This window comes from Hyphomonas sp. UBA3601 (genome assembly GCF_002375605.1).
Taxonomy (GTDB): Bacteria; Pseudomonadota; Alphaproteobacteria; order Caulobacterales; family Hyphomonadaceae; genus Hyphomonas.
The window spans coordinates 36,662-62,033 of the sequence record NZ_DFME01000144.1 but is presented as its reverse complement, the minus strand read 5'-3'; the positions used below and the strand labels follow the sequence as shown (position 1 = coordinate 62,033).

General features: G+C 54.8%; 18 protein-coding genes. 7 read left to right on the top strand and 11 right to left on the bottom strand.

The annotated features are described in order from the left end of the window. Both B4F73_RS16350 and B4F73_RS16345 read right to left on the bottom strand, forming a co-directional pair. Positions 1 to 566, bottom strand: a 566-nt coding sequence (locus tag B4F73_RS16350) for a LysR family transcriptional regulator (RefSeq protein WP_290483799.1), incomplete at its 3' end; no start/stop codon positions are given. A gap of 123 nt (positions 567 to 689) precedes the next feature. Then, the gene (locus B4F73_RS16345; RefSeq protein WP_290483798.1) at positions 690 to 1,772 is read right to left on the bottom strand and encodes a PepSY-associated TM helix domain-containing protein; all 1,083 of its coding nucleotides are present in this window, start codon (positions 1,770 to 1,772) and stop codon (positions 690 to 692) included. A 246-nt stretch (positions 1,773 to 2,018) separates the two neighbouring features. On the opposite strand from B4F73_RS16345, the gene B4F73_RS16340 reads away from it, so the two are divergent. From B4F73_RS16340 to B4F73_RS16330, 3 genes are read left to right on the top strand one after another with little or no spacing between them, the layout of a single operon-like run. After that, complete coding sequence (locus B4F73_RS16340; protein WP_290483797.1) at positions 2,019 to 5,273, top strand: amidohydrolase family protein; 3,255 nt, start codon at positions 2,019 to 2,021, stop codon at positions 5,271 to 5,273. 37 nt (positions 5,274 to 5,310) lie between these two features. Continuing rightward, positions 5,311 to 6,747 (top strand): peptide MFS transporter, encoded by a 1,437-nt coding sequence (locus tag B4F73_RS16335; protein WP_290483796.1) that lies wholly within the window; start codon positions 5,311 to 5,313, stop codon positions 6,745 to 6,747. Continuing rightward, positions 6,747 to 7,670: a right-handed parallel beta-helix repeat-containing protein gene (locus tag B4F73_RS16330; protein WP_290483795.1), complete on the top strand. Its 924-nt coding sequence runs from the start codon at positions 6,747 to 6,749 to the stop codon at positions 7,668 to 7,670. Before B4F73_RS16335 ends, B4F73_RS16330 begins: the two co-directional genes overlap by 1 nt. Before the next feature lie 206 nt (positions 7,671 to 7,876). Here B4F73_RS16330 and B4F73_RS16325 read toward each other — a convergent pair whose 3' ends face one another. From B4F73_RS16325 to B4F73_RS16300, 6 genes are all read right to left on the bottom strand, one after another. After that, positions 7,877 to 10,012, bottom strand: a complete 2,136-nt coding sequence (locus B4F73_RS16325) for a TonB-dependent receptor (RefSeq protein WP_290483794.1) — start codon at positions 10,010 to 10,012, stop codon at positions 7,877 to 7,879. Positions 10,013 to 10,204: 192 nt separating this feature from the next. Next, positions 10,205 to 11,455 carry a CaiB/BaiF CoA transferase family protein gene (locus B4F73_RS16320; protein ID WP_290479501.1) on the bottom strand — a complete coding sequence of 417 codons (1,251 nt, stop codon included), beginning with the start codon at positions 11,453 to 11,455 and terminating at the stop codon, positions 10,205 to 10,207. Position 11,456: 1 nt separating this feature from the next. Next, positions 11,457 to 12,635 carry an acyl-CoA dehydrogenase gene (locus B4F73_RS16315; protein ID WP_290483793.1) on the bottom strand — a complete coding sequence of 393 codons (1,179 nt, stop codon included), beginning with the start codon at positions 12,633 to 12,635 and terminating at the stop codon, positions 11,457 to 11,459. Between the two features lie 32 nt (positions 12,636 to 12,667). After that, complete coding sequence (locus B4F73_RS16310) at positions 12,668 to 14,104, bottom strand: P1 family peptidase (RefSeq protein WP_290483792.1); 1,437 nt, start codon at positions 14,102 to 14,104, stop codon at positions 12,668 to 12,670. Positions 14,105 to 14,202: 98 nt separating this feature from the next. Next, a complete protein-coding gene (locus B4F73_RS16305; RefSeq protein WP_290483791.1) occupies positions 14,203 to 15,063 on the bottom strand; it encodes a formylglycine-generating enzyme family protein in 861 nt (286 codons plus the stop codon). A gap of 2 nt (positions 15,064 to 15,065) precedes the next feature. After that, the gene (locus B4F73_RS16300) at positions 15,066 to 18,305 is read right to left on the bottom strand and encodes an amidohydrolase family protein (RefSeq protein ID WP_290483790.1); all 3,240 of its coding nucleotides are present in this window, start codon (positions 18,303 to 18,305) and stop codon (positions 15,066 to 15,068) included. Positions 18,306 to 18,467: 162 nt separating this feature from the next. Here B4F73_RS16300 and B4F73_RS16295 point away from each other — a divergent pair, with 162 nt between their 5' ends. Continuing rightward, positions 18,468 to 18,950: a hypothetical protein gene (locus tag B4F73_RS16295; protein ID WP_290479496.1), complete on the top strand. Its 483-nt coding sequence runs from the start codon at positions 18,468 to 18,470 to the stop codon at positions 18,948 to 18,950. A 116-nt stretch (positions 18,951 to 19,066) separates the two neighbouring features. Here the strand turns inward: B4F73_RS16295 and B4F73_RS16290 are convergent, their stop codons facing one another. Continuing rightward, positions 19,067 to 19,690, bottom strand: a complete 624-nt coding sequence (locus B4F73_RS16290; protein WP_290483789.1) for a GNAT family N-acetyltransferase — start codon at positions 19,688 to 19,690, stop codon at positions 19,067 to 19,069. 487 nt (positions 19,691 to 20,177) lie between these two features. Between B4F73_RS16290 and B4F73_RS16285 the strand changes: the two genes are divergently transcribed. Beyond that, positions 20,178 to 20,429: a hypothetical protein gene (locus tag B4F73_RS16285; protein ID WP_290483788.1), complete on the top strand. Its 252-nt coding sequence runs from the start codon at positions 20,178 to 20,180 to the stop codon at positions 20,427 to 20,429. 7 nt (positions 20,430 to 20,436) lie between these two features. Here the strand turns inward: B4F73_RS16285 and B4F73_RS16280 are convergent, their stop codons facing one another. Both B4F73_RS16280 and B4F73_RS16275 read right to left on the bottom strand, forming a co-directional pair. After that, a complete protein-coding gene (locus tag B4F73_RS16280; RefSeq protein ID WP_290483787.1) occupies positions 20,437 to 21,846 on the bottom strand; it encodes an alpha,alpha-trehalose-phosphate synthase (UDP-forming) in 1,410 nt (469 codons plus the stop codon). Positions 21,847 to 22,034: 188 nt separating this feature from the next. Further along, a complete protein-coding gene (locus B4F73_RS16275) occupies positions 22,035 to 22,964 on the bottom strand; it encodes an ROK family protein (protein ID WP_290483803.1) in 930 nt (309 codons plus the stop codon). Between the two features lie 49 nt (positions 22,965 to 23,013). Here B4F73_RS16275 and B4F73_RS16270 point away from each other — a divergent pair, with 49 nt between their 5' ends. Further along, a complete protein-coding gene (locus tag B4F73_RS16270; RefSeq protein ID WP_206990549.1) occupies positions 23,014 to 24,264 on the top strand; it encodes an MFS transporter in 1,251 nt (416 codons plus the stop codon). A 126-nt stretch (positions 24,265 to 24,390) separates the two neighbouring features. Then, positions 24,391 to 25,371: a hypothetical protein gene (locus B4F73_RS16265; protein WP_290483786.1), complete on the top strand. Its 981-nt coding sequence runs from the start codon at positions 24,391 to 24,393 to the stop codon at positions 25,369 to 25,371. Position 25,372: the final 1 nt, after the last annotated feature.

The following is a 25,372-nucleotide window of genomic DNA, read 5'->3' as shown; positions in this document are numbered from 1 at the left end:
GGAATGATAGGAGATTGTGCGATCACCTGGCTTCTCAGGTGGGACGGAAGCTCATCAAGATCTTCGTAGGATGCCCAGTAGCGAATATCAGCAGTGGCCTCATGGGAGAGAAAGTCCGGAGCACTGACGGACGGCTTGAGCTCGATTTCCACACCTTGGTTTGCGCGCTCAAGCGATGCCAAACGGCGCGACAGCCATTGCTGTGCAAATCCGGGCGTACTCCATATCAGAAGCTGGTGATGGATGCCCTGATTGAGCAGGTCCAGTGTGGCGTGCGCCACCATATCAAGGGCTTGAGCAATTGAGCGATGATAGTCCTTGCCAGCTTCGGTCAGGATCAGGCCCGTCGGAACGCGTTCCACGAGGGTTATTCCGACCCATTCCTCAAGAGCCCGCAAATGTCGGCTCAGAACTGCATGGTCCCGGTCCAGCCATTTTGCCGCTTTTCGAACGCCGCCGAGCCGGGCGATGGCGTCGAACGCCCGCAATCCTTCAAATGGTGGAAGCGCTTTTCTGAGTGGGGGCTGTTGCCCGGTCTTGATCAGGTCGTCCTTACGGTCGGCCATTCTGGTTTCCCTATCATGGTGTGTTTGTCGCGGGATTGACCTTCCGGCGGGTTCGTAAGTCAAGCTTTGCGCTGATTCCAGTGGGACCATGTGTTTGTCGCGCCTGATTTCTTGGCGTGTCACTTATTCACCACCGGGTGGCGATTTCGTTGCGCCTTGCCCGCGACGACGGGCTAACCAAAGTTGTACGCCCAAAGCGATCATGAACAACAACCAGATGCCGGCGGCGGCATTTATGAGTCGCCCGAACAGTCCACCTATCTGTCCGGTGTGGAGTGGGTAAAGAGATTCAATTACACGCTCTTCCGGAGCGCTGTTGGCAGCATCATGGTCCAGCAGAACCGTGCCGTCCAATCCGACGAATACGCGGGTTGCACCATAGAGGCTCGGCATTTCTCCGGGTGCCTTCAGGCGAAACTTGTACCATTGCCGGTTTTCGGAGGGCAAATTGATCGCGACGAGAGAAGATCCGGGATACTCGCCGAGTGCAACATCCATCGCGGTGCCTAAGTCCACGATGTGCGTTGGAGCGGGCTTCTGACTTTCAGGGGTTTTCTGTTCCACGCTCAGCCCATTTGCCAGCAGATCAGACTGGGTGAGGGCAGTGCCCGCCAATATGACGCAGAGCGCTGGAATTGCCCCCCAAAATCCCACGCGCCAATGCCAGCCTGACAATGCCGCAGCTGCCGGGACGGAGGAGGCTTTTGTAAACGCTCTAAGGCGTTTGCGTTGAGACCATCCAGCCACCAGCCCAAGGCTGATATTTGATATCAGAAGGAGACCGGAGATCGTGAGGAAGAGGTATCCCGTTGAGCCCAACATCAGCGATTTGTGAAATTGCGTCAGGGTTTCGAAGATAGCGCCGTCTGAAAACCGATTGGCGTCGGACCGATCACGGATGCGTGCGCCGCTACCGTCAATTCGCACTGTGCGGCTTTCACCATCGCGGTCCAAATAGACATCATATTGACCGTCCCGACCACCGGATATCCAGATTGACGAGATTTCGTCGCCTTCCGATTGAAGCGTCTCGATCGTTTTGGCCAGGGCGGCAGTTTCGGTTTGAACGCTCTTCTGCCCGAGGAAGAAATCATCGATATCGGCTCGAAAGCTAATCGCCAGGCCGGATGCGGCCTGGAGTGCCCACAAAGCGAGGAAGCTGAGGCTGACATATTTGTGGATGGACCGGACTCTCGGAAAACGCATGAAACCTCCAGTACCAAAGAGCGAAAAATTGCCAGTCTCATGTATCGCAAAGAATTCGGAGCGCGTGACAGATGCGAAGTGCGCGACCAGTGGTGCGCTTGGCGCACCTCTTCATGCGTCGTAGGCCCCTTCGCCGATGCGGTCTCGACATGGTCAAGTCGAAGCTGCAGGAAAGCCTACCCGCCGGACCGGCGAACGCGCATTCTACTGGCTTGAGCGCTGCAACACAGAGGGGAGAAGGCATTCATGAGAGTGACGACTATAGCTGCCGGACTGTTGGGCCTGGCTTTGTCAACTGGATGTACATCCAACGCGCAGGAATGGGATATTACCCAAACTGGGCAGCCTTATCAGGAGGTCGAACTCTCCCTGACAGAAGGAACCTGGATAAGTGTTGCTGTCAGTCCGGTTGGCGACACGATCGTGTTCGACGTGTTGGGAGACATTTACTCAATGCCAGCAGCGGGCGGTGCCGCTGAATTGGTGCATGGCGGGCCTGCCATTCAGCATTCGCCGGTATTCAGTCCGGATGGTGCACGCATTGCGTACATCAGTGATGTCGACGGGTCCGATAATATCTGGACGTCGGACCCAGACGGCAGCAACCCCGTTCAGGTCTCGTCCGAGAGCACGCTTGCATTGGTCGATCCATCCTGGAGTGCGGATGGCCGAACCATTGTTGCGGCCCGCATGTTCGATACGGCGAACCGGCTCCATTCCTCTGAATTGGTAACCTATCCTGCTAGTGGGGGTGAGGCAGAACAGATCGTCCCGATGCCAGAGAATGGCGAAAACGTGCATGATGCCGTCTATTCACCTGATGGTCAGTTCCTGTACTTCGTCGAGAAAATGACCCCGCCGCATGCGTCCACTGTATATGTGGATGCCAACCACAAGAATTTTGCCATTCGTCGGAAAAGTCTTGAAACCGGCGAGATCAAAACCGTGGTGGGCGGTTTTGGTGGCGCCATGACTCCGTCCATGTCGCCTGACGGCAGTAAAATGGCCTTTGTCCGCCGGGTCAAAGATCAAACAATGCTGTTCACGTACGATTTTGCGACACGCGCCCAGATACCGGTGTTTGATGGATTGGACCGGGATGGGCAGGCTGATTTTCTGGGGCAGGGCACATATTACCCCCGATTTTCCTGGTTTCCCGACGGCAAGGCAATCGCGATATGGGCAGGCGGAAAAATCATGCGCGTCGATATGGACAGTGGGCGCGCGAATGAGATTCCATTCTCCCTGACGGCTAGGCATCGTTTGATCGAGCCGGCGCGATTCACACAAGACCTCGATCCGGATACGTTACGTGTAAAGGCGATTTCGCGACTGGCCCTTTCGCCGGACGAGCAGATGCTTGCGTTCAGCGCGCTCGGACGCATATGGCGACAGGATATTTCCAACAACACGCCGGAACACTTATCGACGACGGAAGCTTCGCAATCGGAGCCAGCCTTTTCACCCGATGGTCGAACCATCGCGTTCATCGAGTGGGATGACGTATTGGGCGGGACCCTGAAGGTGAAATCCGACACTGGAAAAGTGTCCACACTGTTCAAGTCTACCGGCATTGTGCGTGAACCTTCATTTTCGCCGGACGGATCGGTGATCATGTTCCAGATTGCATCGGGCGACGATTGTCTCGGCGGTCACTTGGCGGACCCTGGGATTTACTGGATTCCTGCCGAGGGAGGCGAAGCAACCCCATTGGGCGTCGTCGGTAGCAATCCGAGATTCTCTCCCGATGGAGAGCGTGTGTACTTCACGACAGAGGCTTATATCGACGAGACGCTCGTTACGACACTCGAAAGCGTGTCGATCAATGGGGATGGCCATGAAGTGCACCTGCGAACAAAGGATTCAGACACGAGTGAGTTGAAGCTTAGCCCGGATCTGAACTGGATCGCTTATCGGCACTATCAAACGTATTACGTGGCATCCTTTGACCCGGCCGTAGAGGGCGGTGTGTTCGATGCTGATAGCGGCACGCGACTGACAGATGCGGGAGGGTATGAGCTGATCTGGGCTCGGGACTCAGAAAGCGTATTTTGGGCGTTTGGTCCTGATGTGTACCGAGCCTCGGTGAACGCGGATGGCGCCGATCCCACTCTGTTTGCCAGGGTGGATTTGCGCGTTCCTGTGGACCGCCCCATCGGCAAGACCGCTTTCGTAGGTGGCCGGATTATTACCCTGGATCAGGGCGGTATCATCGAACACGGCACACTTGTTGTGGACGGAAACCGGATCGTTGCGGTCGGACCTACCGCCGACGTCGGCGTTCCCAACGATGCACATGTGATTGATGCGACCGGAAAAACCTTGATGCCGGGCCTGGTGGACATGCATGGACATCTGGATGGATGTTACTATGCGTCGGCAGGGCTGTTGCCGCAGCAGCAAGCATCTCGCTACGCAGCACTCTCTTTCGGAATTACCACGAACTACGATCCCTATACATCGGAGCTTCCGACCTACGGAGTTACCGAGATGACCCAGACTGGTGCGATGGTGGGCCCCCGCACCATTGCGGTCGGGAGTGTTATTTTCGGCCGCAAGCGTAAATATGACCCGGTCTATGTTCCGATCGAGACCTATGCAGATGCCGTAGCGGTGATGGACCGTAAGAACGCATTGGGGGGGACAATAATCAAAAGCTACCGACAGATCCAGCGCAAGCAACGACAAATGCTGGTAAAGGCAGGACGCGAAAAAGGCATCATGGTGGACGTTGAGGGAGAGAGCCACTTTTTCAATGGCATTACGGCCATTCTGGACGGCAATCTGAACCTTCAACACAACGTACCAGTTGAGACGCTCTATGATGATTTTATCCAGTTGATGGCGAAATCTGATGTGGCGCACACACCCACTCTGATCGTGCTCTTCGGGGAGTTGATGGGGGAAAACTATCTCTACAATTCGTCTCGGCTTTGGGAAGACCCGCGGGTGGATGCCTATGTTCAGACGACGACGAGTTCTTACAGCCCATTGGCAGTCCCGGTCGGGGCGCCACCTTATGTTCGCGGCATGACAAATATACAGGCAGCGGACGAGATTTGGGACTTGGGGTTCCGCGCGGCTGCGCGTTCCATGAAGGCGTTGAACGATGCCGGTGGCCGGGTGAATGCCGGATCGCATGGCCAAGTCTACGGGCTCGCCATGCATTGGGAACTTCAATTGCTTTCAGAGGGCGGGATGAGCAATCTTGATGTTCTCAAGGCTGCTACGATCAACGGCGCCACGACGTTGGGACTTGAGGAGCAAATCGGTTCAATCAAGGCCGGAAAGCTCGCCGACATTATCGTTCTTGATGAAAATCCGCTGACGGATATCCGGAATACCGAAACGGTCTCGCGAACAATGGTGAATGGTCGTCTCTATGATTCTGTGACCATGAACGAAATTGGAAATCATGATCGTCCACGGCGACCGTTCTACTGGGAAGTCAATGATGTGCCCAAACATATCAACTGGAAGCCCGCCTGGGGCGAGCACTGAGCGCTTTGTCACAGTTATCCAATGAAAGACCATTTTGATGAGTGATCTACCAAAAACCTCCGGAGCTTCGGATGTGGCGGACGTGAATGCCAAAGGCGCAGACGATGCGGTGTTCTTCGGTCACCCCAGGGGGCTGGCCTATATCGTGTTCACTGAGGCGTGGGAGCGGTTTTCCTTCTATGGCATGCAGGCATTGTTGATCCTGTATATGGCGACATACCTTTTCCTGCCGGAGAATTCTGGGAATGTTGCGGCATTCGAGCCCTTTCGGAGCTTGTTTGAGGCGGTCTTCGGGCCACTGAGCATACAAGCATTGGCATCCCAGGTATTTGGGGCTTATGTGGGCCTCGTCTATTTTGCACCTGTTCTTGGCGGGCTGATTGGAGACCGGCTTCTGGGCCGGACAAAGGCCGTTCTTGCCGGGGCCTTGTTCATGGCGGTTGGCCATTTCCTCATGGCGTTTGAGGCAAGTTTTCTCTTGGCATTGGCCGCCCTGATACTCGGATCGGGGCTCCTGAAGGGAAATCTCGCGGCTCAGGTTGGCGGTCTCTACAAGAAGTCTGACCAGAGAAGGGATTCCGGCTATTCCATCTATGTTTTCAGCATAAATGTCGGTGCCTTTATCGCACCCTTGATATGCGGCACGCTGGGCGAGGTGTATGGATGGCATTATGGTTTCGGCGCCGCCGGAATAGGCATGTTGATTGGCCTCGCTGTTTACCTGTCCGGCCGAAACTATCTGCCGTTGGATACGGTTGTGGAGAGTAAGGATCGTCCGAAGCTGGAAAAGGGCGACGGCGTTGTTATTCTGGCAATCCTTGTGATGCTGGGCCTCACTTCCTTGTATTGGACGGCGCAATCGCAAGTTTGGAATGCCTATCCATTATGGTTGAGATCAGATGTGGATCGTACCGTCTTCGGAATGGAGGTTCCGGTGACATGGTTCCAGTCTCTCGACTCGTTGGCGGTTCTCCTGCTTGCGCCTCTGGTGCTGTGGTATTGGCGCCACCAGTCTCGTCGGAATGCAGAGCCAGGAGATCTGATCAAGCTTGCCCTTGGCTGCGCTGTGTTCGCAATTGCGTTTGCACTGCTCGGGTTGGGAGGCGTGTTATCTGCCGGGGGTTCCGTCGCTTTGATCTGGCCCATTATCTTCCATTTTGTCTGCGCCGTCGGGTTTTTGTATGTTGGACCAATTGCGCTGGCGCTGACGTCTCGCGCTGCTCCGGATTCGGTGAACTCCATGATGGTGGGATCCTACTATCTGGCCATATTTGTCGGTGGACTGTTCAGCGGTTGGCTCGCCCGCTTTTATGAAGTGATGTCGGCCTCCGAATTTTGGCTGATGCATGCCGCGATCGTAGGGTCGGCGGCAGTACTCCTGGTTGTGTTGAGACCCGTCCTCAGTCGATTGATGCGTCTTGACAGGGATTTGTCCGCCAGTCCCAAGGCACCTTTCCAGCAGGAGGCACTCTAATGCTCGCTCGACTTCTTAAGACTGTTTCGTTTCCGGCTGTGCTTGCGGTGATCGCCTGCGCGACGACTGGCCAGTTCAAGGATGACGAAACCACTGTCGTACAAATCTGTTCACAGAGGGATCCTGTCGATAGTTGCGATTATTTCGGATTGGTTGGGCTGCAGGAGGCCATTGATCAATCCACCTCAGATCGTCGAATTCTGATTAAGACCGGGACATACACGCCGACATCCTACCGGGATGTTCCGTTTCAGGATCTCCATGTACGCGGAGCGGTGGTCGTTCGGGATCGAAAGCTGAGCATTGAGGCGGAGCACGGGGCAAGGCTCGTTGGCAGCGCAGGTTTTCCCTTGAGCGCGATCGTAATTGAGGACTCAACTGTTCAGATCTCAGGCCTGACCATTTCTGGATTCCACTATGCAGTCGCTGAAGATGATATATATGATGGGCATGGTATTTTCACCATCAACAGTGATGTGAGCTTGGACGGGGTTGTAATCGAAGGCGTTGCCAAGATGGCGCTGACGGGTCGCGAAGCAGGTCGGATTGTTGCGCGCAATTTGACTATCAACAAGTCCCATCTCGGCGTCTGGCTTGAGGAGACTGCAGCGATAGACCTGATAGACAGTGAAATTATCGCCAGCGAATCTGCAGCGGTTGCTGCTTATGGCGCGTCGTCTGCAAGAGTAGAAAACAGCTTGATCAAGGGTAATCAGGATGATGGCCTCTACACTGAGGACACGGCCAGGATCATAAGCCGCGAGACCACCTTGCAGGACAATTCACCCTTTGGTGCCCGTGCATCTGGCGAAAGCGTTATCCTGATCTGTGGCGGCGAAGTGTCCGGCAATGCTGAAGATTACGGAGAAGAAGACGCGGGTCGCGTATATCGCAATGAGGTTGATATGTGTTTGCCGGGCTGAGGCCTGCGAAAGACTCCTCTACACCCCTATTCGCCAGAATTGTGTGCCGGCAATCCGTCGGCACACATTTTTTTGTAACTTGGTCGCATTCCTTCATGCGCAATCAAAAAGGCCCGACCTCCATAGAAGATCGGGCCAGTTACGGGGTGGAGGTGAGATGATCGGGAGTCTACCAGAGTTTCCAGATCATCTCATTCCCATTGCCTCTAGAAATTATAAGCAGCGCTGACGCCGACAACACGGGGACGCGTGCGGTTTGCGTTGGCCCAGCCCTGGTAGGGGTCAATGGATTTGTTTTCGTCGGTGAGATTTGTGGCGAAAATCTCGAGATCGAAGTTGCCGACGACGACACCTGCGCGCGCGTTTAGCAGGTTCAGGGCGTCTGAACTTTGCGGAAGCGCGGAGGCCACGAAGCTTGACCGGTCGATATAGGTGACTTTGTCCCTATGGTTGAAATCGACCCTGACGAATGCCGGATTGTCAGGCGTCAGGTCGAAGTCATAATTGACGCCCAGTGTATAGCTCAATTCCGGAGTGTAGTCGGTTGGATCACCAACCTGGTTCACCTGGTCGGTATCCGCTGTTTCCACGATCTCGCTGTCGAGATATGAGGCGTTGGCCGAAAGGGTGAGACCGGACATGGGTTGATATGCAAGGCCGGCCTCGATGCCTTTAACTTCCACCTTGCCGATATTGCTGGATTCTCCGAGGAACGCTCCATTCACCTCGGTCAATCGACGGCGAACCATATCCTTGTACTCGGTGAAGAAGGCCGCAACATCATACTGGAAGTTGCGAGTATTTCCTTTCGTGCCGATTTCATATGTAAGAATGTTTTCTGGCTCATACGGATCGAATGGCGCGGAGTTGAAGCCGCCGCTTCTGAATCCCGATCCTGCACTCGCATAGATCGTCGCGTCTTCATCATACTGGTAGGTCATGTAGGCACGTGGGTCCAACGACTGGAATGTATCTGCCAGTTCCGTGCCCGTGCCGGGCGCATATTCAATCAGGCTGGTCTGCTCATCGTGGAAATAGCGCATGCCGGCGCCGAGGGTCAGCTTTTCCGTTACATCGAATGAGCCGTCCGCAAACAGAGAGTATGCTTCGGACGACGAAGCGGAATAGTAGAACAGATCGTCATACAGAACGCCGCCACCTTGATACAGGTCGCCGCCAGGTGCGTATGCGTATTCATAGTCCGCTGTCAGGGAGCGTTCGCCGTCGCTATAGTATGCGCCGACCGTCCAGGCGTAGTGGTCTGATGCATCCGAAAGCCGAACTTCCTGAGAAAACTGTTCAGCTTCTACAAAGCGATCATCATTCCCTTCAACAAATCCGTACGAGTAATTTCCTTCGCGCGCGATATACGAGAACGGGTACTGGTGGTCATGGTCGATCTGCGTAGTTGAGGAGGTCAGTTCCGCAAAGCCGAAATCATAGGACAGTTCCAGATTGTAAATGTTGAAGTCGAATTTCTTCGGAATCATCACCTTGCTGCGGTCAGGGCCCACATCGACCGTACGATCAGCTTCTTCATACCCCATGCCGAGTTCAGTTTCTGCGCGCTGGATCTGGACCATCGCCTTGGCCGAAAAGTTTTCCGTAGGCACCCAGAGGATTTTACCGCGAGCGTTCAGGAGTTCGGTGCCATTGCCATCCTCAATGCCTGCCTCTGGTTGGTCGATCCAGCCACCGCCATTTTCGACCCCTACTGCCAGACGGACAGCGAGTTTGTCTTCGATGATCGGTGTGTTGAAGATGAATTCGCCCTTTTGGCCGATCTCACCTTCAGAGACGGTGTAGAGTTCACCTTTGACCTTGCCTTCGACCTGATCGAGCACAGGATCGGCCGTGATGTAGCGAATGACACCCCCAGCGGCCCCTTGGCCGTAGAGTGTGCCTTGAGGCCCCTTGAGGACTTCCACACGTTCAAGATCGAGGGCCACAGGGCTGAGTTGGTCATAGCCGCTGAGTGAAAGAGGTGCCTCGTCCATGTACATGCCGACGAGGGCGCCAGATCCTGACTGGTTCGCCAGTCCACGGATGAATATTGTGTAGCTGCCCGGACCATCTTCCCGCATGGTCAGTCCAGGTACGCTAAAGGACAAGTCCTGCACGCTTGCTACGCCCAATTTTGCCAGTTCATCCCCAGAGATGGACTCGATGGCCATTGGAACGTCGATCAGACGTTGTTCCCGTTTCTGGGCTGTTACCATAATGGCAGACTGCACCAGTTCTGCATCATCGGCCGGAGCGTCAGCTGTTTGAGCATGCGCGCTCGCCGCATGCATCAGCGCAATAATAGCGCTCCCCGATGTCCAAAGATATTTACGTTTCATGTGTTCTCCCGCTCGCTTTTGCTACATTGCCTTCGAGTAAGACGGACAAACAAAAATTTGTGCAGATGCTAAAAGTGAATTGCATGGTGCGGAATACGCACCTCTGGTGGCTTGGCTGGGACAGAGACCAGTTTTGAATGCTCTGAAGCGTTGCAAAACTGAGATCGCCTCAAACGAGTATTGCTTCGCCTGTCAGCGGGGTGTGACAACCGCCGTTCGAGCACCAACCTGGCCTTCCGAACGCAGTCGTTCAACTGTATCCGGAGAATAACCAAGCACAGTGGTCAACACGTTGAGCGTGTCTTGTCCAAGGGTCGGTGCAGCAGATCTATATGTTACGGGTGTGTGGCTGAGCCGGATTGGGCAAGCGATTCCGGGCACGGTTCCGAGGGTAGGGTGTGGCAAAGTGATGCTTGAGCCCCGCGCCCGAACTTGAGCGTTTTCAAACACATCAGACATCCTGTTGACAGGTCCTGCTGGAACTTTGCTGTTCTGTAGCAGGTTCATCCAGTGTTCGGTTGACCGCGTTCGCAACTTTTCAGTCAATAGGGAGGTCAGGGATATCCGGTTGGCCACGCGTGCACCATTGGTTGCGAATCGATGGTCGCGGAGCAATTCGGCACATCCAATTCGTTCGCAAAGGTCGATAAACTGAAGATCGTTTCCGACCGCCAGGACAATGTGTCCGTCGAGGGTACTGAACACGTCATAGGGTACAATACTTGGATGAGCATTACCCATCCGTTCCGGATTTTCTCCTGTTGAGAGAAACCCCTGTGACTGATTGGCCATTGCGGCGACGAGGCAATCAAGCAGCGAGATATCGATAATCTGCCCTTGGCCCGTCCGCTCCCGATGCAGAAGTGCCGCCTGAATGGCATTGGCTGCATAAAGACCAGTCACGATATCGACCAATGCGACACCGACCTTCAGCGGTCCGCCTCCCGGCTCATCATCTGGAACGCCCGTGACGCTCATCAGACCGCCCATTGCCTGAATCAACAGGTCGTATCCTGGCTGGTCGGCATAGGGGCCCGTGTGGCCAAAGCCTGTTATGGAGCAATAGATAAGACGGGGGTTGATAAGTCTGAGAGAGGCGGCATCCAATCCGTACTTTTCCAACGTACCCGTCTTGAAGTTTTCGACGAGGACGTCGCTTGAAGCCGACAGCTCACGAATTACACTCTGGCCGGCCTCCGTCGAAATGTCGACACAGACCGATTTCTTGTTGCGATTGGCACTTAAAAAGTATGAGGCTTCACGGGTATCGCCATCCTCACCGAATTGAAAAGGCGGCCCCCAGCTTCGTGTGTCATCCCCACGGACTGGATGCTCGATCTTGATGATTTCAGCTCCCAGGTCTCCCAGGAGCTGGGTCGCCCATGGCCCGGCAAGAACTCTGCTCAGGTCCAGAACTCGCAAACCGTCAAGTGCGTACGCCATATCAATTGAACGCCGCAATTCCGGTTTGTGCCCGGCCAAGGATCAATGCATGAACGTCGTGGGTGCCCTCGTACGTGTTGACCGCTTCGAGGTTGCACATGTGGCGCATCACATGGAATTCGTCCGATACACCGTTGCCACCATGCATGTCGCGTGCTGCCCGCGCGATATCAAGGGCTTTTCCGGTACTGTTTCGTTTGATCAAGGAAATCATTTCGGGCTTGGCAGAGTTGGTTTCGAACAGTCGCCCGACCTTTAGGCATGCTTGGAGTCCTATCGAGATTTCCGTTTGCATATCGGCCAGTTTCTTTTGAATGAGTTGGTTCGCCGCAAGTGGTTGCCCGAACTGGTTCCGATCCATTGTGTATAAGCGCGAAGACATCCAGCAGCTACGCGCGGCGCCAAGTGCTCCCCAAGCAATTCCAAACCGGGCCTTGTTGAGACATCCGAATGGACCAGACAAACCTTGTGCATTCGGGAGCAAATGGTCATGCGGCACGAACACGTCGTCCATGACGATTTCGCCCGTAATTGATGCGCGCAGGGCGAGCTTTCCCTGGATCTCCGGAGTGGAAAGGCCCTCCATACCACGCTCGAGCACAAAACCGCGAATCGTGCCATCCAGCTTCGCCCATACGACGAGCACGTCAGCAATAGGGCTGTTCGTGATCCACATCTTCGCACCGTTCAGGCGATACCCACCCTCTACAGCAACGGCGCGACATGACATATTGCCAGGGTCGGAACCGTGGTCGGGTTCTGTGAGCCCAAAACACCCGACCAATTCGCCCGACACAAGCCCCGGCAACCAGCGCTGGCGTTGTTCTTCGGTCCCATAAGCGTGAATGGGATGTATCACCAAAGACGACTGTACGCTGAGAGCGGACCGATAGCCGGAGTCTACGGCCTCTACTTCGTGAGAAACCAATCCGTAGGCGACGTGACTTACTCCGGCTCCACCATACTCTTCAGGCAATGTCGGACCGAGCAGGCCCAGAGACCCCATGTCCCTCAGGATTTCTCGGTCGAATTGTGCGTTGCGATTGGCCTCGACAATACCCGGCAGGAGGCGCTTCTCAGCGAAGTCGTGCGCGGTTCGTTGCACCGAGCGTTCATCCTCGGTCAGATCGGAGGCGAGCGAAAGGGCGTCGGCCCAGTCAAAGGCAGAATACTTGGTCATCTGAATTCCTGATAGATAGAATGAAGTTGGGCCTACTCGTGTCCGACACGGTGTCCGATCTGTTGCCATCGCCCGGGGTTCACGATCACGGTGTCGCCGGTGAATTTGACGCTGAATGGGTAGCGGCCGCGGTCTACAGTGAAAACATCCTGCATTGCAGCTAGCAGTCTTCGTGGTCCGGCTTTGGTAATCTGAAACACGTCGCGCGCTCCGCTAGCCTCCGCCACCAGGTTTCCGTCTTCCAAACGTACTGTGAGCGATGCGAAATCGCTGAATTTGTATGTACCGACATATTCCCGGAGTGTCGAAGATGGAATGACCAGGTAGGGGTCAGCCTTGGGCTGAGTGACCTGTTGGGGTGGAACAGCAGCCAGAATGGCATCCCACATAAGTTCAGATGCGGCCACACCAATTTCCATGCTGGGCAGGTTCACGCCCGGCCCAGCTTCAACTTCATTGGTTGAAACAGCGTACAGGACATCGCCATCGAATTCACTTGCAAAGGGTTGAATGCCACGCGCCATGGATGTGTGAACTTGAACAGCGAGGCGTTGAAGCTCTGCAGGGGACATCGTGCGATTGGTGACCACGACACTGATCGTCGTGTTCTTCCGCTCAAATTCCTGAGTGTCCTTATCGCCATTCCAATCCGGCTGCAGACTGGCAGGTGCGGCCCCCATGAGGTCGGAAGCTTTCAGGGTTTCGGGCCAGTTTGTCCCTTTATGGCAGGCGACGACATTGCCATCCCGGTCGGTAACTGCACCCAATGCGTTGACGACGGTGAAGACGGCAATCTTTACGTCGCCGACCTGTCGAAAAGCGCTGCCTTGTCCGGATCGTGCGTTGCACCCGAATATCCCGCCATTCATTGCCGAACGCCCTGCGCCAAACGCGCCGTTCGGAAACACCCCCGGCTTTGCAGCGCGCAAGGCAAGTTGCGCGAGGCGTTTGTCCGGATAGATTTCGTTTAAGCGGCGCCCTCCAAAATCATAAATGATTGATCCAACAACAAGGCCGACATTGTTCCAATGGCCGCCCCGATAGCCATCATCCAATAGTGCGGTGTTTACTGCCGTGGCGGCCTCCAAGCCGTACCAAGAACCACCGGACAGAACGATCGCATCCAGTTCAGGCTGCGTATAGCCAAGTTTGAGATACTCTGCATTCACAGTGCCCGGACCACCTCCGCGAGCATCCACGGCGGCGTTTACCTTCTTGCCAAATTTCAGAACGGTCAGGCCCGTCGGCCCATCTTCATACTGCCCAGTACCGATCTCCAGCATAGGCCAATCAAACTTCAGAGCACTTTCTCCCTCGAAGCCATCATTGATCAAGGCTGGAAGGGTACTTTGGCCGTCAGGTTCTGCGGAAGCGTTTAGCGCACTCGTGGCGCAGGCCGCCAAGGTGAGAACGGAGATTGCAGCACCAATCGCGCGCAGGCCACGGAAATTGTCTCTCTTGATGCGCATGGTGATCCTCGATTGCTGGCTTTGAAAATAGATTACTTATGCAACTGAATGGCGGACAGATGCGATTTGGGAAGAGTGTGGTGCGAAAACCGCACCTGCTAGCTCGCTTGGTCAACATCCTGTGCAACGCGAAATCCGACTGTGAAATAGCCTTGCGATTTTGGACCTGGTAGTCGGTAGCGCGGGGACAAGTAGTCGCCAGCATCACCATAAGAGCCGCCGCGTATTACGTGTTTTCCGAGCGTTGTGCATGTCGTGCGCGCAGAGCCATCCAGCGGCGCACCGTCATAGGTTTCCTGATGGCAGTCTGCTTGCCACTCCCACACATTGCCACGCATGTCGTGGATGCCGAACCGGTCTGCCGGGAAGCTGGCGACGGGCGCGGTTTCCATCCACTGATCGCGTCCTTCCACGACGCCGCCACAGCAATCGACAAGGCCAATATTGGCTTCGTCATGACCGACATGTCCATCATCACCTTCGATGCCGCCGGTTGAAGCCACGTATTCCCATTCGGCCTCCGAAGGCAGCCGAAAGGCCTCACCCGTCTTTTCGCTCAGCCAAGCTGTGTAAGCTTGCGTGTCGTCCCAACTGACGCAGACCACGGGGTGGTCGTCGTCTTGCGCAAATCCGGGGTGTTCCCAATTCGTATCAGGCGCAATGTGCCAGGACTGGTTATCTGTATAAATATTGCAGATGCCTTCCGACACGTAGCCGGTATCCTCAACGAATGATCGAAAGTCGCCAACGGTCACTTCGGTGACAGAGAAAGCAAACGGACTCTCAATGCTGACTTCATGACGTGGGCCGTCGATCTCTCCATACCCATAATCAACCGTTTCGCCCATGAAGAAGCTGGCTGCCTGAACTGTTGCCATGTCCGGTCTGACGCTTGTTTCGGTATTATTGGAGCATGCCATAAGTGCGAGACTTGCTACGATCAGCGCTGAATATTTCATGTCTAGTCTCCTGACCATGTCCATTTCCAGTCGATTCCGTTTGTGGGTTGAGTCTCCCAGTAGAATTCCTTCCGGGGACGGTCATAGTTGCCGATCTCATTCATTGTGTGCGCATCATAAAGGCGCCCATTGACCATCGTGTAGCGGACGCTGTTCGCATTGCGGATGTCGACGGTAGGATCCTTGTCCAGGATGATGATGTCGGCCAGTTTACCAGCTTTGATGGAGCCGAGCTGGTGATCAAGTCCATAGGTCTTCGCGCCGTTTAATGTTGCAGCACGCAATATATCCAGCGGGGCCATGCCGCTTTCAGCAAACAGCAACATTTCCCAATGCATGGCGATGCCCGAGGCTTGCCCGTGCGAACCGACATTTACAGTAGCGCCAGCTTCGGCAAGTTTGGTGAGTGATCTGCCGACGGACCGGAAGCCGATATCATAGATTTCATCGGAAACGTGAATCGAATGCATGCAGCGCACGTGCAATGGGGCGCCACCTGGGCCTGCAATCGGATTATAGGCATTGTTCACATCCGGAATGAAAGTCCTGACCTTGTCCTCCTTCCAGGGGTCTTCATTCTCATAGATGAAATTCTCGCCAAACAACTCCCCGAAAGTCACGATCAAGGTTGGTGTCATCGACACATCAGAAGCGGCAATGAGCTTTTGAAGATCCTCGTAATAAGTGGCCACGGGGAGGTTGTGTTCGAGATTTGTGTGCCCGTCGATAATCATACCAATATTGGTATAGAACTGACCGGCACCCTCCCCATCAACCATGTATCCGTATTCACGAGCGGCTTGAAGCAACCGCTGACGTTGCACCCGAGTTGATAGTTTGTAGCTTTTGAGGATCGATGGCCCAAGCGCGGTACGTCGTTGGAGGACATTGCGTGCATCCTCGATCGAAGCAAGCGGATGGTAAACTCCGTCCGTACGACCTTCGAGGCCATGCACTACCTGGCCCGACTTCAACCAGCGCGGCCCTACCAGGTCACCCGTAAGCGTCATCTCACCACTCTCATATGACATGAGATCATTGGAGTAGGGGTCAAAATTCGTAGTAATGCCATAAGCAAGCGCTGCGAGCCGAGTAGGGTGCTGTTGCGGCATGGTGCCAGAGCGGAAACAGCATTCAATATGGCCGTGGGCATCAAACAGGCCCGGCATCAGTGTCTTGCCCTTGATGTCTATCCGGGTCGCGTTCCAGGGTATCTTGACCTTGCTATGCGGGCCAACGGCCGTAATGCGATTGCCTTCAACAATGACGGTGCCGTTCTCGATGACTTCGCCCTCAATCGGAATGATCTTGCCACCTACAAAGGCAATAATGCCTTCAGGTATGTCGGTCTGCATCTCCATTTGTATGGGTGTAGACTGGATCGCAGCTGACTGGGTGGCAGGCTTAACCGACAGGATTTCCGCTCCCATGGTCCAATAAAGTCTGGATGCGTCCGCAGACCAGCTCATCTCATATCCACCAGTCTCGCTGAGGAGACGGGCTGAGGAGTTGTCTTCCATCGACAGAACAATGGGCTCGTCGCGGATGTCGAACGGCATGACGTAGGGGCGATTATGATACTTGAAGCCCAGCCAGGCCTGATCGGGGCTGAGGCTGAGATTGCGTATGTCCGCGGTCTCAGCGATGGCGTGCTCTTGGGGATCGCCGCCGTCCAGGTTGACGCTCATCAGAACGGAGGATCGTCGGTCGTAGAAGGCGGGTTCGGCGAACAGGAACAAGCGGCTGTCATCGGCAGAGAAGCCGACCAAGCCGGAAGACGGTGAAAGGAACCTGGAAGTTCCTCCGGACGCATCTACGATGTAGATGCCTGTTTCCGGACCGGCCGCATTGAACGACGGATCCGGCTCCATGATGCGATACGCGATCAAGTCTCCAGAGTTGGAAAACCGTGGTTCTCGGATCACGCCTCGACTTTCAACGATAGTCCTTTCCTCTCCCGTAGCCGCATTGCGGATGACCAACCGACTGCCGGTCTGATCCGTCCAATTCGTATAGACAATCTTCTGTCCGTCCGGAGACCAGGCAGGGTCGGATTCGGCTGCATCGGAGGTGGTGAGGCGCGCCGGTCTGGCTGGCGCGTCCATCTTGATTTTCCATAGCTTGCCGACCGCGCGGAACAGCATGGTCTGTCCGTTCGGCTGAGGTGCCAGCTGCCGCAGCGTGCGGATGGTGACTTGTTCAGGTGCAAGGTCCTGTTTCACGCGAATGGCTGGCTGAAGCTCGTGCCGCGAGGTCAGGCTGAAAGGAATTTCTTCCGCAGAGGCAGAGTGCGTATCAATGCGAACAATCTTTCCCTTTGCCCAGATCGCAATTGTTCGGTTGTCCGGAAACCAGTCGAAAGATGGATAGTAGTGTTCCTGTGGCAGGTAATCTCCGTGCAGGTCTCGCCCGAGTTCATCATAGATTGGCTGTTCGTACCCGGTTTCCAGGTCTTTGACGAACAGCACGGTCTTTGCGCCCAGACGGCGAATGAAAGCCACTGAATTGCCATCGGGAGAGACTTGCGGAGTCGATGCACCACCGAAGCCGGAAATGGCACGACGCTTTTTCCCCGTCTCCAGATCCAGCTTGTTGATGGCGAAGTTCTTCAGGCCGGTATTCATGTAGACATAGTGATCACCGCCAATACGTTCCGTATAATAAAGATACCGGCCATCGGGCGAAAAACGTGGCTCCTGAACATCCTTGCCACTCTGCGGGGGAGAAACGATGATCTCATCGGACGTGCCATCGAGGTTGTAGAGGTGTATTTCAGAGTTTCGGACACGAAAGATGTCCGAATAGGTTTTCACTGCTGCAATGGATTTCCCGTCAGCGGCCCAAGCCGGACCAGCTATCATGGCGTGCGATTCCTGCGTGATCTGGCGGGCTTCACTGCCATCGACACGCGATACCCAGACATTGTCGGCACCACTTTCGTCGCTCAGATAAGTCAGAAACTGTCCATCTGCACTGAACTGCGGACTACGTTGCGCCACGGAACCTTGATGGATCGCGACGGCCTTACCTCCCGATGCTGGCATAACGTAAATATCGTTCAGGAGGTCGAACGAAATGAACTTCCCGTCTGGACTGACGTCCAGGCTCATCCATGTTCCTTCCGACAGGTCCAGATTGACGGTTTTAACGCCAGTATGACTGCTGAGGCTGTCTCCGGAGGCGGGGGCCGGGTGCGCCGCAGCGTAAGCAAGAACGAATAAAATCAGTAAGCGGATGTGCATTTTTGTCTCTCCTACTGACGTCAGGTTAGCATCTCCGTCAGTTCAGGGGTGATGCAATCTGTCGGTGACCTGGTGCTCATGATGCACCGATCCTAGCGCAATACGCAGTGCCTGTGCGCTTTGGTTGCAGATACATTCCGTGCTTCACCTCAGGAGATTTTCATGAACCAAACAGTCAATACGGTGTGCGGCGTTGCCATGTTCGGCCTTGCCATCGGCACAACAGGGTGCACCAGCCTGCCGACGTCGGACGTGCACGCAACAGCCCCGCAAATCGAGGCAGAATTGATGGCAGTTGATCGCGCTTATGAAGCCTACAATCTCGCGCATGGCTATGAAGCAGCGTCTCTGAAGTTTGTGGATTTTGAAAAAGGTTTCATGATCGAAGCAGGTGAGGGGTTTCTGACAGGCCAGGCGGCTATCATGGCCGAGCGACAGTTGGACATGGTTCCGTCGCCCGTTCATTGGCAGCCTGAAGGCGCTATGGGTGCGGCGAGTGGTGATTTGGGAATCACTTGGGGAAGTTTCGTCGTCGATGGCGATCCCGATACGACGGGTGATTATGTAACCGTCTGGCGGAAAGTGAACGGCGAGTGGAAGATCGTAACTGATACGGCAGTCGACGATCCTGACCCAGCTGATTAACCGGGAAAGTCGGGCGCAACGCCAATTCATCCTGCTTTTCGTGAATGAACTTCATGACATGAGGCGTGGGGTGAGTTGATGTTGTGCCAATCAGCTTACAACTCACCATGTTGGGGCTAGCCTTGGTTTGCTGGCCAGTCTTGCAGCATCGCTTCGATGGTTGGTTCGCCAATTTGGCGATTGTAAACGCCTGAATATATACGCGTTATCCAAGTCCGCATCACGTCCTTGCTGATTGATGTGTCCATTCCGTTCGGATGGTACATCAGATCAAGTGCGGGCGGTGACTCGGAGTTTAGTTGAGGCATCTTATAGGAAACCGATTCGAACGTAAGGCACCCGAGTCTCTCATAGTAGCGTTTCCGCCTGCGTTGCAGTCTGCGTTCCGCCTCTGGGCCACATTCGGCCTCGACTTCGATCAACAAGGGGCGACCATGCGATAATTCCAGAGCATGTTCGAACAGCGCTTGTCCGATGCCCTGTCCTCGGCACCCTTGTCGTGTCGCGAGATATTCGAGAAGCGAGAAGGTGTTCTGATCAGGGAGAAAGATTACCGAAAAGCCGACCACCTGCTTGCCTCGCCTAGCCGCGATCACTGCGTAGTCATTTCGCTCCAACAGTGTGGCAAGCTCGGCCCTGGTTTTGCGCTCAGCTGCGGGAAGGGCGCTTTCATAGATCCCGAAGACTGCATCGAAATCGTCCGGGGCTGCCAGGGCCCCAGATATACGTGAAAGCTGCATGTATCGCTCCTGACAGGTGCAAAATGGACGTTTTCGATGATGCGCACACGATAGTCTGGTACCATGGCACGGCAGTAATTTGTAATCGGCGTGCAAGCATGAAATCGCGTTCCCGCCCTGGTTCATTCAAATGGCACGTCATGCGAGCGAAGCACTGAAGCACTCCGGTTCGTTAATCGGGGCCGATCAGTGTCGAGGCGACGCCCGTCGCATGATCTACACTGCGGAGATTGAAAGTGTAAATCAGCTGCTCTCTGTACTCGTGGACGATTGTTGCCCTGGTCACCCGGAAGTTGGCTTGGCTTCGGCAAGCAAACAGTCAGCGCGTGACTGTCTTAATGTTCGATAAGGGGTGATAATTAGTGACGCCAATTTTTTGAATGCTGAGGTTGATGGCAGGTGTTGCAGGCCTTTGGCGATGCTGTCGGTTCCCGCCTGTGCAACCAATATGATTGGTATGGGTTGATTGTCTTTGAGGAGACAATTGATGACACGCAAGACTTTAGATCATCTGGGCTATCCGCGATCCACCGCCAAAGAAGCTGGCGAGATCCAGCAAGCTGCCGAGAGACGGCGCGAGCAGATGCTGCCCGGGAACGGCCCGTTCGAGCCAATACAGGAAGCGCCGGTGAGTCACTTCAAGGGTGAGGACGATTCAGTTGAATTGGGACCCGAACCGGAAATCGGTCCCGTCGTTACTGAAAATACATTGGTTGATGAAGAGTCCCGGGACTCGTGATGACGCATTAACCGCGCAACATTGTCTCCAGGTCCGCAATGGACCTGCTCCTTTTCCTGCGGGAACTTGCATTTTTGTCTAGCCGATTCAGGAAGGTTTCAGTCCACCAATAGACGTCGTGCAGAGAAATTTCATCCCACATGGCCTGATGGCGTTCAATTCGTTCGGTTAGGGGCATGGCGACGGCTTTGCGTATCGCGCCAGCAATAGAGGACGGATCGAAGGGATTGACCGTCAGGGCGCCAATGCCCAGCTGCTCTGCCGCCCCCGCAGATTCCGAGAGTATCAGTACACCGGGATCACTGGAATCCTGCGCAGTCACGTATTCTTTCGCCACCAGATTCATTCCATCGATCAGTGGTGTGACGAGACCAATCGCAGCCCGTCGATAGAGGCCTGCCAGATAGTCGCGGGGCACAGCGCGATGGATGTACTGGATAGGCATGTATCCAAGCTCGGCAAACTCTCCATTGACCTCACCGGATAACTGCTCAAGCTGGCGCCGGATATCCTGGTATGCTTCCACATTTTCGCGCGTCGGCGATGCGATTTGCAACAGTGTAAGGCGCTCACTTTCGGAATCCTGATCTTCCAGAAAGCGCTGAAATCCACGGAACTTGTGAGGCAGTCCTTTTGAATAATCCAATCGGTCCACGCCGATCAGAAGTTTCTGGCCAGGGTCAATCCGGGGTGACGTCATTTCCTGCGTCTCGGCTGTCTGCCGGAACGTCTTTGCATCTATCCCAATTGGAAAGCTGGCAGCCCAGATATCCTGACCTTTGCAGCGGATTCTCCCGTCTGACAACAACTGTCCGCCGAAAGTGGCGCGGCAAACCTCGATCAGTGCAGAGACATCGCGTTGGGTTTGCAATCCCACGAGATCGTACGCAGCCAACCAATCCAGCAAGAATTCTTTGTGAGACATCGCGCGTACATTGTTCGAGGATGGGAATGGCGTGTGCAGAAAGAAACCGATCGGATTGTTGACGCCCAATTTGCGCAGTTCCGCAGCGAGAGGAATGAAGTGATAATCATGGATCCAGATCACATCGCCCTCCTGGATCAGGTTGACAGATGCTTCCGCCATCTTCCTGTTGACGCTGCTATAAGCTGCGAGTTGTCCTTCTTCGACATCCAGAAGGTCTGTGCGACCATGGAAAAGCGGCCACAGGACGGAGTTCGAATATCCCAGGTAATAGTCGTTGTATTCGCCTTCCGGCAGATGAAGCGCGTGCCGGTCAAAGCTGGCTCCTTCATATGACTGGAGCGTATGCTGGCCTGTTCCGCTTTTCCCGGGCGTGGCGCCAATCCACACTCCCCCTCGCTGCTCCATCGTTCTTCCCAAGGCAACGACCAGTCCCCCAGACGGCGATGATCCCAATGGCAATCGGTTCGAAAAAACTACGAGTCTGGACACAGCATCCTCATCTTCTGGTTGATCAACGGCATTCCGGCCACAATGATCAACCAACTCGCTAGAGCTGAAAAAGTTGCGCCAAAATGAAGCAAACTGGCAGCTGGTTATTGGCGCGAGGGATTGGAGGAAATCTGTATAGTGAGCGTTTTGGCGAGCGCTGTACTTGCTGAACTATGAGTGCGCAAACTCTAGTGTTCTGCGTCACCTCCCAACAGGATCGCGCCGATCAGACCGGCATCATCTCCCAAGGCCGGAGTGCAAATGAGGTCTTCGGCAATCGGGTAATCCATTCCGAGATAGCCGTTCATCTGACGAACGAATTCGACGTGTATGCGGCTCAGCAGGTGCGGCGCCAACATAAGCCCCCCGCCCAGAATGATTCGGTTCAGGCGGGCTGTCAGGAACAAGCTGCGGCACGCCTGAGCCAGGTAATCAGCCGTGACGTCCCAAACAGGATGATCTTGTGGAAGTTCACTAGGGTCCCCGGCCCGGGCGTGCACGGCCGTGGCGGAGGCAAGACCTTCCAGACAATCTTCATGATATGAGCAAACGCTATTGAAGCTTAAGTCCAAGGGATGACGGTTCACAGGTATGTGGCCAAACTCCGGATGGTGGGGGTGTGCCAAGAGCTGATTATTGGCAAAAACACCTGCGCCAATACCGGTGCCAATAGTGACATAGGCAGCGGAGTCCACATGCTTCGCTGCTCCGTATGCCATCTCTGCCCTTAGAGCGCCGTTCACATCCGTGTCCAAGCGAACAGGTACTCCCATAGCAGAGCCGAACGCGGTCTTGAGGTCGGTTAGGGACCAACCGGGCTTTGGTGTTTGTAAAATGGTGCCATAAGTTGAAGACTGCGGATCGATATCGATCGGCCCGAAGCTGGCGATTCCGAACGAAGACAGGCGGTCGGTTTCGAAAACGGGCCGAAAAAAATTGATGCAGCTGGAAATAGTTTCGTCTGGTGTCGAGACTTTGACGCGAAACTTCTGAACGATGTTACCTTTATCGTTCATGATGCCACATTTGAACGTGGTGCCGCCAGCATCGATTCCGCCGCGAAAGTTTCTGGTCGACATAACCCGTTCCCCGATCATTTCAGAACTTCGAATATTCATTTGCAATCGATTGTATTTTTGTTATCACAATCGCGGAGGAGACAACAAGATGACAAGAACACAAGTAGGGTCTGGCAAAAAGGGCGTCTCTGTAGCGCTCGTTTCCGCACTCACTTACGCGATGTTCTTTATGTTCGCCATGACGACCGATGCGGTCGGCGAGATCATCAAGATCGCGCGTGTGGACATGAATCTTTCCAATACTGAGGCGAGCGCGTTTCATTGGGCAACAATGATTGCGATTGCCATGAGCGGGATCGGTCTGGGCTTTCTCGCGGATCGCTTCGGACGCAAGAAGACGATCATAGGTGGTTTGGCAATGTATGGCGTCGCCAGCGCACTTTTCATGACAGGCCAGTCCTTTCAGCTCTACTTTACACTGCTCTTCATTTCTGGCCTCGCCATCGGTGTGTTCAAGACCTCCGCATTGGCGTTGGTTGGAGACCTCGCGAATTCCACGGATGATCACACGTCACGCATGAACGCCGTTGAAGGCTTCTTCGGCGTCGGGGCCATCATCGGCCCATTGCTGGTAGTGTGGCTGACGGGACAGGGCTTGTCCTGGACCTGGCTGTACATGATTGCCGCATGTTTGTGCGCGCTGATGATCATCGCTGCGCTGGTGACAGAGTATCCACCTATTACCGGTGAGAAGGAGACGCCAGCGTCGGTACGACACACGCTGTCACTTTTGGGTAATGCGCACGCGCTTGGTTTTTCCATGGCCATCGCCCTCTATGTCGCCTGCGAAGTCGCTATCTTTGTTTGGCTGCCAACCTTTCTCGAAGGGTTCACCGGAACCAACACCGCCATGATGTTTGCGGCATATGCGGTGATGATTTTCTTTGTATTGCGTGCTGTCGGACGGTTTCTTGGGGCTTGGATTCTCCGCATCGTTGACTGGAAGTTGGTAATGATGGCGTTCACCGCGATCATTTTTGGCTGTTTTCTCGCAAGTGCGCTGATCGGTAAATCTGCGGCGGTTTTCCTGCTGCCGCTATCGGGCCTGTTCATGTCGATGATCTATCCGACTCTGAACTCCAAGGGCATCAGCTGTTTTCCAAAGAGTGATCATGGCGCAGTCGCAGGACTGATCCTGTTTTTTACCGCCGCGTCGGCGGCTTTTGCGCCTCTGCTGATGGCGGTGGCCAGTGATATGTTTGGCGGAGGCGACATGCGGATTGGCTTCGTCCTCGCGACAGGCTTTGCAGGCTTATTGTTCGTGATGGGGCTTGTGAACTGGATAGCAAACCCTGCAGCGGCCGCTCTCAAGGCTGCAGACCAGTCGGAATATTCCTGAGGATAGTTTATGAGTCGCCGTACAGCGCCGATCCCTGATCCATGCGATCTATCCTTTTCGGGAGACATTCGTCATCCAGATCTTTGGTTGTGGGACTCTTGGACGATTCAGTCGGGGGAAGGGCACTTGCATCTATACTGTCTGGCGCTCAGTCGGACGGACTTCGATGGATCAGCAATCCTGCCGCGGCAGCGCAACGACCATTCCTTTCATATTCGGCATTTCCGTTCAGCCGACAATGGTCTCTCGTGGCGCGATCAAGGTGTGGCGATCCAGCCCGGCGGCGCGTCCGATGGCGCAGATGCGTTCAACGTGTGGAGTGGTTCTGTCATCATGGGAAAAACGGGCCAAACCCTCTTCGGATATACCGGGGTCCGTAACATCTCCCCGGCGCGAACTTTCCTCCAGACTATTTGTGTAGGGGCAGGCCCAACACCGGATGCCATGACCACTGTGCCTGCTGCCTCGATCAGTTGTCCCCTGCGCGACTATGACCAGATCACCCGCCTGGGGTTTTATCTGGGGCCACTGGATAGACTGGGTGACCGGGCTGGAGAAGAGGGCGGTCCCATAATGGCTTGGCGCGATCCGTTCCTGGTGCGGGATCACAATGACGAACTCAATGCCTTCTGGTCTGCCAAGATCGGACCAACGAGGCCTGCCATAGCGCGCGCGCGACTCACGGAAGGGCCGGCTGGCGTCTCGATGACGGAGTTACTGCCTCCGATCGAACTGCCCGACGCAGCCGAATATACTCAGTCTGAAGTCCCGAAACTCTATCACGACAAAGCATCGGATCTCTGGCTACTTCTCGTATCAGCCTGTAATCGCCAATATGAAGGCCAGCCTGATAGCGAAGTTGAGTTTCAGCAAAGACTGTACACATCAACATCATTGGATGGGCAATGGGAGTCAGCGTTGGTGTCTGGTAGCGTGCTGACAGGCCTTGATGGCATGTTCGGATGTAGTCTTGTGGACCATGATCTTGTGGCGGGTACGTTGAGCGTACTCGGTCCGTTTACTGAGCAAGCGGGCCCGGAGAAGCAGCTGAGTTTTCCGCCAGTGCGAAATATTTCTCTGACTTCGGTGTCTGGTCCAGCAGCGTAGC